10 protein-coding genes are annotated in these 12759 nt (G+C 44.8%); all 10 read right to left on the bottom strand.

The features are described 5' to 3' along the window. Positions 1-11: 11 nt before the first annotated feature. Complete coding sequence (locus tag PN836_RS05715) at positions 12-740, bottom strand: RNA polymerase sigma factor FliA (protein ID WP_395344288.1); 729 nt, start codon at positions 738-740, stop codon at positions 12-14. Between the two features lie 10 nt (positions 741-750). Then, a complete protein-coding gene (locus PN836_RS05720) occupies positions 751-1602 on the bottom strand; it encodes a MinD/ParA family protein (RefSeq protein WP_395344289.1) in 852 nt (283 codons plus the stop codon). Continuing rightward, the gene (flhF, locus tag PN836_RS05725; protein ID WP_395344290.1) at positions 1599-2993 is read right to left on the bottom strand and encodes a flagellar biosynthesis protein FlhF; all 1395 of its coding nucleotides are present in this window, start codon (positions 2991-2993) and stop codon (positions 1599-1601) included. Before flhF ends, PN836_RS05720 begins: the two co-directional genes overlap by 4 nt. Before the next feature lie 35 nt (positions 2994-3028). Continuing rightward, positions 3029-5128 (bottom strand): flagellar biosynthesis protein FlhA, encoded by a 2100-nt coding sequence (gene flhA, locus PN836_RS05730; RefSeq protein ID WP_395344291.1) that lies wholly within the window; start codon positions 5126-5128, stop codon positions 3029-3031. A gap of 516 nt (positions 5129-5644) precedes the next feature. Then, positions 5645-6229 (bottom strand): hypothetical protein, encoded by a 585-nt coding sequence (locus PN836_RS05735; protein ID WP_395344292.1) that lies wholly within the window; start codon positions 6227-6229, stop codon positions 5645-5647. Continuing rightward, a complete protein-coding gene (locus tag PN836_RS05740) occupies positions 6226-8655 on the bottom strand; it encodes a hypothetical protein (RefSeq protein WP_395344293.1) in 2430 nt (809 codons plus the stop codon). Before PN836_RS05740 ends, PN836_RS05735 begins: the two co-directional genes overlap by 4 nt. 3 nt (positions 8656-8658) lie before the next feature. Beyond that, on the bottom strand, positions 8659-9024 hold the full coding sequence (locus PN836_RS05745) for a hypothetical protein (RefSeq protein ID WP_395344294.1): 366 nt from the start codon (positions 9022-9024) through the stop codon (positions 8659-8661). A gap of 68 nt (positions 9025-9092) precedes the next feature. Next, positions 9093-9635, bottom strand: coding sequence for a DUF4123 domain-containing protein (locus tag PN836_RS05750; RefSeq protein WP_395344295.1), 543 nt, complete (start codon positions 9633-9635; stop codon positions 9093-9095). 1 nt (position 9636) lies between these two features. Continuing rightward, positions 9637-11859, bottom strand: coding sequence for a type VI secretion system Vgr family protein (locus tag PN836_RS05755; RefSeq protein ID WP_395344296.1), 2223 nt, complete (start codon positions 11857-11859; stop codon positions 9637-9639). Positions 11860-12174: 315 nt separating this feature from the next. Further along, complete coding sequence (locus tag PN836_RS05760) at positions 12175-12690, bottom strand: Hcp family type VI secretion system effector (protein WP_395344297.1); 516 nt, start codon at positions 12688-12690, stop codon at positions 12175-12177. Between the last annotated feature and the right edge of the window lie 69 nt (positions 12691-12759).

Genomic DNA, 12759 nt, shown 5'->3' on the forward strand with positions numbered 1-12759 from the left:
CACAGTAAGGGCTATTCAGCAGTGCGCCACGACTGCATCTTCGCTTTCAATTTCAGCATGGCCTGGCTGTGAATTTGACTGACGCGAGATTCACTTACTTCGAGCACTTCACCAATCTCTCGTAAATTTAACTCTTCGTCATAGTAAAGTGACAATACGATAGCTTCGCGCTCTGGTAATGTAGTTATCGCCCGCGCCAGCGCTTTCTGAAATGATCCTTGCATCATTTCTTCAAAAGGTTTGTCTGACCCCTTGTTTTCTTCGTTTGAAAGCACATCTTCACTCACGCCTAAGTCTTCAATGCCGACCAGTTTGCCTGCATTCACTTCGTTGAGCATTTGATGATATTCTTGTACAGATACGTTCATAACCTCGGCGACTTCTGTATCGCGAGCATCCCTTCCAGTTTCTTTTTCAACCAGATTGATGGCCTCTGTAATTGCTCTAGAGTTCTTGTGCACGGAGCGCGGTGTCCAGTCACCTTTGCGAATTTCATCGAGCATTGCGCCTCTTATGCGAATACCGGCGAAGGTCTCAAAACTTGCGCCTTTCGTGCCGTCGAAATTTCGAGCAGCCTCTAGTAGGCCAATCATGCCTGATTGAATGAGATCATCGATTAACACACTTGCAGGTAATCTAGCCATTAAGTGGTGAGCGATGCGTTTCACGAGCGGAGCATGACGCTCAACCAATTGGTTTTTGTCTATTTGCTGTTGATATACGGTCACTTTATTACTCACTTTTATTTACCTACTCATGCAAAGACACTAGGTTTTCAATAAAGAACTCCAAGTGTCCGCCTGCTTGTGTGGGAATCGGCCAGGTCACGGCTCTCTCTGCTAACTTTGCAATGGCTTTTGCAGCAGGTGAACCAGGGTAAGCATCTACAAGTGCAGTTTGCTTGCGAACGGCCTTTCTTACATTCTCGTCAAATGGCACGATACTGACTAATTCCAGCGCTACGTCTAAAAAGCGTCCAGTGACCTTTGACAACTTACTGAAGAGCTCACGACCCTCTCGTTCAGAGCGCACCATATTGGCTACCACTTTGAACTTAAACACGCCGTGTTCTCGATTTAAAATTTTAATTAATGCATAGGCATCGGTTAACGATGTTGGCTCGTCACAGACAACTATCATCACGTCTTGCGCCGCACGTGAGAAACTCACCACCATGTCAGATATACCGGCTGCGGTATCAACCAACATCATATCGATGGGTGTTTTCAGCTCACTAAAAGCACGAATTAAACCCGCGTGCTCATGCTGCCCAAGCTCTGCCATTGATTGCGTACCCGACGTTGCAGGCGCAATTTTTACGCCATGAGGACCGGTAACTAACACCTCATCTAGGGTGCAATCGCCTGACAAGACATGCGCTAAGTTTCTGTCGACTCTTAAGCCGAGCATTACGTCAACATTGGCTAGGCCAAGGTCAGCGTCGAGCACCATTACGCGTTTTCCACGTTTAGCTGCCGATACTGCGAGGTTGAGTGTAATATTGGTCTTACCAACACCACCTTTACCGCCGGTCACCGCAATGACTTTTATTTGTTTTGATTGATTCATAGTTCTTAAGCTACTTGCTTGATCGATTATCATAGACCACCGGCTAAGGCGAAAGCCGCCTCGTCGTCTGCATGCACACCATATTTTTTATGAAGCTTGGCAGCAACAAGGGTTAAATTAGCCGAGTCTGCGAGTTTGATATCCTCCGGAACACGCTGACCATCGGTCACATAATTTAGTGACAGATCGTTTTCTATTGCCACGCTCAGTGCTTCTCCCAGGCTGTAACATTCATCTAGCTTGGTGAATATGCAGCCTTGAATATCAGTGGAGTGATAAGCCTTGACGGTTTGCGTCAGCACTTGGTATTGCGCGCCTGCGGGAAGCACAAGGTACTTGCGGATATTGACAGATAAGCCAGTTTCGTACTCATTGAGCTGCTCAATTAAGCGAGCATCTCGCTGACTGAAACCGGCAGTGTCTATTAACACTAATTTTTTGTTGCGCATTTGGTAGAGCAATTGATTAAGCTCTTCTGCGTTTTGGGCTTTTTTCACACTGCAGCCAATAATGCGGCCATAGGTTGCCAGTTGCTCATATGCGGCAATGCGATAGGTATCAATGGTAATCATGGCAACCTGATCAGCGCCATATTTTTGCGCGTATTTCGCCGCCAGTTTCGCTAATGTCGTAGTTTTGCCTGTTCCAGTAGGACCAACCAGGGCAACCACCCCAGACTGTTCTAGAATATCGTTTCCACCCACGTGCAAGCGATTCGACAATAGGTTAAGCAGGTATTTCCAACCTTGCTTCTCATCCACGTTGTGGGGCAAAAAGTCGATAAACTGACGCGCAAGTTTTTGCCCTAAGCCCATGCTGATTAACTGTTCATGCAAATAATGATGAGTTGGGTTGTTGCGTTTCTTGCGCTCATCAGCCAGCTCTGAAACTTGAAACTTCAACACGTTTTTTATCGACTCAAGCTCTGCCTTTATGGTATCCATTTGGTCTTGCTCCAATACGCTCGGTGGTGGCGTAAGGCTGGCGGCTTGACTGTTACTCAGTTTTTCGTCTTCGTTGTCTTGTGCAAAGGCTGGCGAGCGAACAATTTCATCATCAGCACGCATTTGCTCGCGCGCTTTCGCTTGTTGTATAGCAGCGTTTGATTGAGTATTCATTGAGTAAGGATTTGGCGCGGAGCTAAGCTGAGAACTTGCAGACTGCTTTTCAAGCAAGGCTTGTAAACTGTCGGGAATGTCATCACCAATCACTTCACTGAGCGTGGGTGTTGTCTTGCTAGGTTTGCTCGCCTTAGCCAGACTGACAGGAGGTTCAGGGTTAGCGCCTGGATCAACCGCTGCAACTAGCTCCACGCCTCCAGAAACTTTTTTATTAGACATAATAACAGCGTCACCACCTAGCTCGTCTTTCACTTGCTTGAGGGCTTCACGCATATCTTTGCCAAAAAAACGTCTAATTTTCATATCTTCCTCGTTAACTGCTCAGCATTTACGCCGAATTATTGACCCACCGATGAGACAATCTTTATTTGTTTGTCGTCAGGTATTTCTTGGTATGACAACACGTGTAAACCACTCACAGACTGCTTTAAGAATCTTGATAACACGGGGCGTAACATACCCGATGTCAATAACACGGCGGGCTCGCCTGCTAATTCTTGCTGCTGATGTGCCTGAGATAGCGATTCACTTAGCTTTTCAGCTAGGCCTGGCTCAATGCCAGCGCCATCTTCTCCACCTGCTTGAAGTGACTTATGCAACATCTGTTCCAAATCAGGGGCAAGCGTAATCACTGGAATTTCTTGTGCGCCATTCGTAATTTCTTGCACAATTAATTTTTTAAGTGCGATACGAAGTGCCGATACCAGAACGTCTGGGTCTTGGCTCTTTGGGCCATACTCTGAAAGGGTTTGGACAATGGTACGCATGTCTCTAATAGGCACGCCTTCTGACAACAGCGTTTGTAATACTTTTACCACGGTACTAAGTGGGAGTATGTCAGGCACTAAGCCCTCAACAAGCTTAGGATGCGTTTTCTCAAGCATGTCGAGTAACTGCTGTACTTCTTCATGTCCGAGTAATTGATGCGCATGTGTACTCAGTAACTGACTCAAATGCGTTGCGATTACAGTTGCAGCGTCTACCACCGTATAACCAAGCGTTTGTGCATGGTCGCGCTGACTAGCTTTAATCCATACCGCTTCAAGGCCAAATGCAGGGTCTGTAGTAGGTGTGCCCTCAAGGGTGCCAAATACTTGACCAGGGTTAATCGCCAACTCGCTGTCGTGACTAATTTCCGACTCACCTACTGTGACGCCAAGCATAGAGATATTGTAAGCGCTCGGAGAGAAGTCTAAATTGTCTCGAATGTGAACTGGCGGGACTAAGAAGCCAAGCTCTTGAGAGAGCTTTTTACGCACGCCTTTAATGCGATTGAGTAACTCACCACCTTGCGACTTGTCTACCAGCGGGATTAAGCGATAACCGACTTCTAAGCCAATAATATCCACTGGCTGAACGTCATCCCACCCAAGCTCTTTGACCTCTTGATTAGCGACTTGTGGATCAGGAAGCGCTTCAACACGTGCTGCTTCTTCTAACATACGCTTGCGGTTGTACTCACGGTAGTAGGCGTAACCACCCACAAGTGCCGCAAAGCTTAAAAACGCAAAATGCGGCATGCCAGGCACGATACCCATGATGAATAAGATGCCAGCGGTAATATACAAAGCTTGCTTGTTGGATAACTGCTCTCGAATTTCATCGCCCATTTCTTGGGTGTCATTCTCACGAGTCACGATAATGGCAGTCGCCACCGACAGGAGCAAAGAAGGAATTTGAGCTACCAGGCCATCACCAATAGTTAGCATGGTGTAAACTTGCATGGCGTTGTTAAAGTCTAAGCTGTGCTGATACATGCCGATGAAAAGACCACCAACAATATTGATTAACATAATGAAAAGGCCTGCAACCGCGTCGCCTTTCACAAATTTTGACGCACCGTCCATTGAGCCGTAAAAGTCTGCTTCTGCAGTGATTTCTTCGCGCCTTTTTCGAGCCTGATCCTGATCGATATAGCCGGCGTTTAAGTCAGCATCTATCGCCATTTGTTTTCCGGGCATCGCGTCTAAGGTAAAACGCGCATTCACCTCTGAGATTCGTCCGGCACCGGCAGTCACTACTTTAAAATTGATAATCAACAAGATAGCGAATACAACCACACCCACTGCATAGTTGCCGCCAATAACCACTTCACCAAAGGCTTGAATCACTTTACCCGCGGCGTCTCCACCTTCGTGCCCCTCTAGCAGAACAACACGCGTAGAAGCGACGTTGAGTGCGAGTCGTAAAACCGTCGCGACTAATAGCACGAGCGGGAAAATGCCGAAATCTATAGGGCGGGAAGTAAATACACAGACCAAAATAATGACGAGAGAAAGTGCAATGTTAAAACTAAATAGGACATCTAGCAGAACAGCAGGCATTGGTAATATCACCATACCCATAAGCGCTAGCACGATGATTGGCGCGCCTAAACCAGTGGTAAATTGCTTGAACTGGTTTTTATCAACATTTTGGAAAAAAGAAACAAGTTGCATATATCAATTTTTTGACAGCTAGGTGTAATTGAAGCTGGGTATTACAACTTGCGTGCCAGTATTGATAACTTGAAGATGCAGCGGGATATTCGGCGCCATTTTTATCCGCGTCGTCATAAAAACTCTGAGCTACTTGGTGCATGTTGGCGCACGGCTCAGACACAGGACCATTTTCTGGTGCACTTTCTAGTTTAAGGTTTTGTTCTCTTTATTGTTTACAATAAACGGCAATCGCAAACAAAAACATCGTAGCGAGCAAATATTCGCTTGTCGTTTGATATACCAATGATCAAAGTTTAGCCAGCAGCGCTTCGTCCTCAAGCACAGCGAACATCGTTCAGCAGGTGGCACGCTCTCGCAAAAAGCGCTCTGCGTTGTTTAAGAAATGGGCGGGTGATATCCGTGCATGTTGCTCGTCGCTTATCATTAACATAAGCTTCTCCAAATAGGTACATTCGCATCCAACTTGAGCAAAATAAACGCCCGACCTATTTGGCGTCCCTACAAAACGTTGACTTAGCTTAGCACTGCTACTGACGTTTCATAATCAATACCTATCGCTTCACAAAACTTGACAGATTTTGCTTCCAAGGCTTCGGGTGTAGCTGCGTTCAATAAAGAAATCATAATACGACCACTGATTTCAATGGTGTATGGAGGAAGGTGCTCACCAACTTCTAAAAACATAGATAATGTTGGTGTGACAAGTTTGCCGACCTTGCCATGTTGCTTTAGCGGAGAGATTTTGAAGGTATCGGCTTCAACTAACCCCGTTTTTATTTTCTTTTTGTTTTGACTTATAAGCTCGAATTTCATTCCGGCATTTGAACTAAAAAACCTAATCCTCGCGCCATTCTTGCGAGACATAATGCGATCGCTTAAAACCACACTAAACAATAATAAGCATATCAGCGCTGTAATTGCGAAATCATTCGGTGCGTTCTCTTGAGTAAAAAATGCAAACATACTTAAGGGTACAAATACCGCAGAGGCAGCACCAGAAATCACCATTAAAAGATATGATATAAGGCCACGGGGTGTTGATAAAAGATATTCAAACTCACCGTTTGATTTCTTGCACAGACCACTGACCGTCATCATTCAAAAAAACCTTTTTGAACATTAAAGCGAGTTGTATAACCGTGAATATATCCACCAGGCCCGATGTTCAAATCTGCATTACCGCGAACAGAGTCAATATCTTGTCTCGCCCAGATGGACAAGGTTATTTTAGTAACTCGCCCATCTTCTCTTTCGAAGGTAACGCCTCTACTTGAGCCTCCAGGATCGATGGTAAAGTTGCCATGACCTGATGCCCCAACCGTGAGGTCATCTCTATCCCCTATCAAGTATTCAATCGCACGAGCCCTTGCGCCAGTAGTAATATTGGTAAGTTCTAATACTGATTCTTCGGTGAACAAGCGCGGAGTAATCTCTAAATTTACGCGTCGGTCGCTAACAAAGTCTGCCTCCACTTCAAACTTACACATTATTTCATTCAATAGGCGAATATCTTCATCCAGCGAATTAGATTGAATGTTTGTGCCAAAGCGACTTTGTTTCAACCATTCGTCGAATTCGTCGTCATTGGCCAACCAAACCCACAGTAAGCCAATGGCCTCAACAACAAAGCCAAGTAATATTAATGCCCCGCCCGGCACAGATCCAGTCCCTCCAGAACCAACTGCTACTGTTCCGCCTGTAAGCTGCAAATATCCACCCACAGCGACTATTACGCCGCCCACCGTAAATACCGCCCACCCAAAGGCAGCATCATAGTCACCACTACTCATCTCTTGGGTCACCCCTCGAGCACCAATAATTACATCGACAATACCCGCAAAGACAACTAAGCCGTAAATACGAGACGCTTGCCAGCCTCTTCTTTGTATAAATCTAGCAGCATGTCGCTCCAAAAGACCTGCCGCGGTCATGTCAGCTGTCGCGCCTGCTGCGTTGATGATGTTAAATATTAGATTAGAGTTATACCCTTCGCCTCTCGGTGCTCTATAGGCTTCACTCACACCGTATATTGCAATACTTAAATTAATCACTTCGAAAAAGGTGATAATCGACCTACCGCTCGTACTATCGGCAAAATTGCGCATACTGGCGGCGCTTGACTCAAGTGCATCCAAGTCAATATGCGCAAGACGTGTACCCACTGTTCGGGATGCTCGGCTTTGACTGCTTTGAATCCTAACCCCTTTCGTTTGCGCCCATCGAATAAGGCGGCTAGTAACTTGACGTGGGTCCCCATTGTCTTTGACGATCAGTGCCGCAAACTCATGCAGCCCAGCAAAGATTACATTACTCACTTTTCTAACTTCCACCGCGAAATTTGAATGGGCTGCAGGGTCAGAGTATTCGCGTCGAATCTCAGGAATATGGGTCGCCATGTTGAAAAAAGAACGAGGATCGTCAAAATGTTCTTCTAGAAATTCCCTTCCTCTATTTGAAAGAGATAATTCCATGATGCCCGACACAAAAGCTCCTAAACTTAATTCTTGAGTATCATCATCGTCACTATGGTTATAATCTAAAAGCCACTCTTTAAAAATCGACGAATCAAGCCACGCAATTAAAGCTTCCGTCGCGTAATGCAAGGGGAAAAAATGCTGTCGATATTCTTCATTGTCATTACGCTTCCAACGTCTTAGTAGGGGCATATTAATAGCATCTTCCCGATCGGAGTCTTGCCGAATAGTTGCGGCAATTATTTGATGAATATATGCTTCTTTATTTCGGTCTTCGTCGTTCAGCCATATTTGGTAGGTCTGTAGTCTTTCTCGGTAAACCTCATTGCGTCTATTTGCCTCATTAAATGCATGAGGTCGACGTAAATCAAAACCTGTCTCACCGTCAAAAGTCTGTTTTTTCATGTTATAGGTAACTAGGTCTGGCGTATCACCTCGACTGCGGTAGTTCTCTAGGATTTCGCTCCCTGCCAGCGGCGTTTCTGGTGCATCTGACATACGTGAAAATGAAAGCTGAAAAATAACGCCTCGCCTCCTAGGATCAGCATCAATACTATGCAAGTGGCCTGACAAACGGTTCGGGCTAAGGCGAATAAGACTGTCGATGATAACAATTTGCTCAGGAATGCTGTGCTCTGACTCGAAGTAGTCTTCGATAAATACATGGTTTCTAGCGGGCCCGATGCTTGAACCATAACTGACATTGCCACCAGAAACGCTGACTTCCTGATATTGCCCATTCGTGACTGTAAATACCTTCCAAAGACTCGTTCCCTTATAAATATACACATAACCTGTTTGCAAAGCCGTAACAGATTGGGGATCACCCATGTATCCGTCTAAATCTAATCCTATCTCACCATAATCATCGGATGTATAAAATCGACTCCAATTGTAATTTAAGTAATCATTGTAGTGACTAATGGTAAAGCATAAAGGTCCCGGTATGCTCATACACGGCATAACTGCTTGATCCACCGCCGTGTCGTCAAAATCATTATCGGCTTGATTTACCGCATTGCATAAAGCCGCGCTATCATTATCCGACATCGCTTACGTTTCCTTTTGATTTAAGTCTTGGACTACCGCTGAACATAATTTGTCAATTACTATTGCTTCATCTAATTTTTCTGGGTTTTCTAGTATTTCTTTTGCCCATAGATACTCAGGCTTCGAATCGAAGTCTTGCCCTAAAATGACGGTTATTCCAATAAACTTACATACAGATTTCTCAGAGAACAAATTGTATCCCTTGGCTATGTCTATGCCACAAATGATAAATGAATGTAATTGATTCGGTGTTTTCTCCAACGACCAGTCAGGAAAAGTTTTCGTCAGATAAACCTTCATTTTTGCTTCAAAGCGGGAAACAGATTTGGCTTTAAATGCAGTAATCTGTTCTTCTGTAATTTCTAACACGCCCTTCCTCCGGTGCAATCGGTCCTAATATTCTCATTTAGCTAGGTTAAACACTCACCACCTTAAATCTAGATATTGATTGATACTTGATGAAGGCGATTAACCTTATCTACTGTTTTCATTTTGCTTTCTATTAGCGTTGGCGAATGTTCAGACACTGCTAAAACTTTCTGTATACCGGAAAAAAACATCTGCAATTGTGCCTCATCACATAGCGGCAAAAAGGTTTCCAATACTCTTGGATCAAAAAATCGAAAGACCATGGATTTACCAGATGGCGATCTGACTAACAAGAGCTTTCTTATCTGCTTCCTCATGTCTTTGAGAACCAAGCTCGACGCAACAAAGATATTCCAAAAATTAGCACACCCATTTTTTAGCATCCAATCAGTCAACTCCGAATCTCGTTCGAGTAATACCAAGTAAGGAGCCACCTCTTCGATATCCGGTGCTAATTTCCCGCTCCATAAACATGTACTTTGTGGCTTAAATTCATGAATTTGGAAGCGTAACTCGGGGCAAGCGGCACCATCAACCACCGCATATATATGTAAAGAATCATCTGTGAACAAAGCATTTTTGACCGTCTGCATTTGATCGTCTGAAAGCATTCTATTTTGCCGCATCGCATTGCTCGCAGAAAGGAGCGCCGGCTCTAGATGACGCTTTTACGGCACGCGCCTGAGGACCGTACGACGAAGGTTTAATCGGCATTGAATTATCTTGTGTGCTTTCCACCTTACCCGCTTCCGCTTTATCAGCCTCTGCTGGCGCTTTTGGTAATGTAGCAGTTGCAGGAGCACCGGGTTTTGATGGCGAGGCTGAGGCAGCTGAGCCGCCGCTGTTGAGCATTACTGTAGGGCCTTTAATATAGATGCCGCTGGGAGTAATATTGATAAAGCTGCCACCCGCTTTGAGATTGACGCTAGCGCCCTCAATATTAATGGTTGCACCCGCTTTCATATCCACTTTTGCGCCGGTCTTAAGCCCGTAGTTCATGCCAGTATCTAGCTTAATATCCATGTCAGATTTTAGATTGTCAGAGCCTTTAAGCCCCGTCATTCTGTCACCACTTATATCGTAGTGTTCGTTGCCTTTGGTGGTTTGGATAAAGTCGGCGTCGAAGCTATTGTGAGTCTCGCCGGTCACTTGCTTAAAGGAATCGTTTTTAACAACTTCGTGTTTATCGTTCCCCACTTCTAAGTACTGGTCGTTAATGACCTTTTGGTGATCATCATTACCCACAAACTCAAACTGGTCATTTTTAATACGGGCGTCTTTATTACGCTCGGCATGCACAAATATTTGTTCATTGCCTTTTTCATCATCAAAGCGCAACTCGTTAAAACCTTCGCCTCCAACAGTCGACTGGGTTTTAAAGGTGGTGATTGTTTTTTTGGCTGGCAAGCGGTATGGGCTTCGATTGTCTGCGTGATGCACACGGCCCGTAATAATTGGATCATCAGGGTTGCCATTGATGAAATCAACAATCACCTCTTGACCAATTCTCGGTAGCGAAAAGCCACCATAGCCCTGGCCCGCCCACATTTGACTCACGCGGACCCAGCAAGAGCTCTGCTCATCAGACTTGCCGTAGCGATCCCAGTGAAATTGCACCTTAACGCGGCCTTGGTCATCAGTGTAGATTTCTTCACCCTTTGGCCCTGATACAATCGCCGTTTGTGCGCCGTGCACTGTTGGTCGCTTTGTCACTATTGAGGGGCGATAAACTGTTTGAGCCGGTATACATTCAAAATGATTATTGTATCGACTGCCTTCGGCATTTGCATACTGTTGATACGCCTGCTGCTGAGTACCCTCATGGTTGACTTGGGTCACTAGATATTCGCCGCTGTAATTTCCTCGTCGTTGGTCGTCTATCTCAATCAGAAACCCAGGACACAGACGATTTATATTGCAGGTCCCTCGTCCAAGTTCTTTAAATGTGGCAAGCGACTCTAATCGCACATTAGCGAGGTGCTCACCACGACCTTTTTCGTCAAAATAACCGTATTGAAAAACCTCTCGCTCGCGCTCTTGAGGCAGACTTTTTTCATCATTGCTTTCAAACTCGAGCTTTAAAGTGGGTTTAAGAAAGTTGTAGTCTTTATAGGTTACTTTGCCCGGTGTAAGTGATTTTTTAGTAAAAAACTTAGTAATATGCTGATTCGACACCATGCCTTTTACATCTGAGATGTAAGTAAGCGGATCTTCGTCTTCAATGGGCTTACAGGATGATGAGTCATTTGAAAATACCAATACATGCTTGTCATTTTGATGTTCAAAAAAGTAAAAAATACCTTCCTCTTCTAACAATCGACTAATGAAATCAAATTCAGACTCGAGGTACTGAACGCAGTATTCAATGGGAGCAAAATTTCCTCGGCAATCCCAGCGATATTCATCGCCCTCTAGACCAAGCTCATCAAGCAGAGTTTTTACAATGTCGTGTATGGATTGTTTTTGGAATATGCGGCTATTGACTCGATGCTTCATGGGCCAAATTTTAGGCACCACGTTTACGTTATAACTCGTGAACTTCTCACCTTCGTCTTGAATAACAAAATCAGAAATTACGCCATGAATAAAACGGTCTTTTAAACTGGCCTCTGAAAATGCACCCGCCTCCTCTGTATGATGATTGCCTTGGATAGTAATAACGCATGCTTTACCAATCATGTCGTCAAATGCGATATCGGCGTCTTCAGATAGCACTTCAAGGTCAAAATGGTAGAGCATGGACATGCCCTCTGTGCCGCTCAAACTCGCGACTTTAAAATCGATAGGGTCCGTCACTTCGAAGAACATAAATTCTTCATTTGATCCAAAGCTCATTTTTCTCTCCCTTGTGCTGCGCTGCTAAGCAAATACATCAAGCATAAAACAGCACTCCCGACCTTTTTATCTTACATCTTCATCGGTGTGCATCGACCGTGCAATGCATCCAAATCATGCATGGATACTGCATATTTTTATGCACAAAATATCGTTTTATTCGTTCCGCTCGTATACATAAAAAATTGAAGTCCGTATCTGGAATACTTTTAATCTATGTTCTTTCAAAAAGCGACAAAAGCCGCGCTGAATAAATTCAGCGCGGCGTTGAGCCTTCCTAAGGCGACGATTGAATCTCTTCTTTCTTCGCAATCACTAAACGCGAGGCGCACGCCAGTCGTCAGAGCCAGTGGTACCGGCCACTTCATGCGTCCAAGTAATACGACGGTAGGTCATCGATACTTCTTCCATGTGCGAGAAGTGCGCCATGGCTGGATCTTGTGCGTTAGGCATGATGGAATCGATGTTGACAATGACTGCATCTTCTAACTCATGCGTGAAGTAATGCTCTTGCACACCGGTCATAGAGGTGCGATACCATTTAAGTACTACTTTGCTTAAGCGCTCACCTGAACACAAGGCATCAAATAACTTTGGTGAAGACTTATCGTACACCTTAGTGATTTTAAATGGTTGGTGAACACGCTGACCGCTTGGTTGGCCACTTTGCGGGTCTCGAGGAATAATCACTTGGTGCTCAAAAGCCTGTACAGTAGATTCTGACTCGTGGTCAGACTGATAGGCATTACCCATTGATTCAACGGTATTTGCGCCTTCGGTAATATTGCCCGACTTGGTTCCTTCGATTGAGATATATGCAACTGTAGGCATCTTAGTGCTCCTTTAAAAACGGTTGTAAGCATGAAATGTGCACATCGACGAAGCGAGGCTTTTAGCTTC

This window comes from Ningiella algicola (genome assembly GCF_028401415.2).
Taxonomy (GTDB): Bacteria; Pseudomonadota; Gammaproteobacteria; order Enterobacterales; family Alteromonadaceae; genus Glaciecola.

Bases quoted from the DNA above. Each gene is read 5' to 3' on its own strand.
- PN836_RS05720 (WP_395344289.1), bottom strand. From the start codon at position 1,602: ATGATAATCGATCAAGCAAGTAGCTTAAGAACTATGAATCAATCAAAA.
- flhF (WP_395344290.1), bottom strand. From the start codon at position 2,993: ATGAAAATTAGACGTTTTTTTGGCAAAGATATGCGTGAAGCCCTCAAG.
- flhA (WP_395344291.1), bottom strand. From the start codon at position 5,128: ATGCAACTTGTTTCTTTTTTCCAAAATGTTGATAAAAACCAGTTCAAG.
- PN836_RS05735 (WP_395344292.1), bottom strand. From the start codon at position 6,229: ATGATGACGGTCAGTGGTCTGTGCAAGAAATCAAACGGTGAGTTTGAA.
- PN836_RS05740 (WP_395344293.1), bottom strand. From the start codon at position 8,655: ATGTCGGATAATGATAGCGCGGCTTTATGCAATGCGGTAAATCAAGCC.
- PN836_RS05750 (WP_395344295.1), bottom strand. From the start codon at position 9,635: ATGCTTTCAGACGATCAAATGCAGACGGTCAAAAATGCTTTGTTCACA.
- PN836_RS05755 (WP_395344296.1), bottom strand. From the start codon at position 11,859: ATGAGCTTTGGATCAAATGAAGAATTTATGTTCTTCGAAGTGACGGAC.
- PN836_RS05760 (WP_395344297.1), bottom strand. From the start codon at position 12,690: ATGCCTACAGTTGCATATATCTCAATCGAAGGAACCAAGTCGGGCAAT.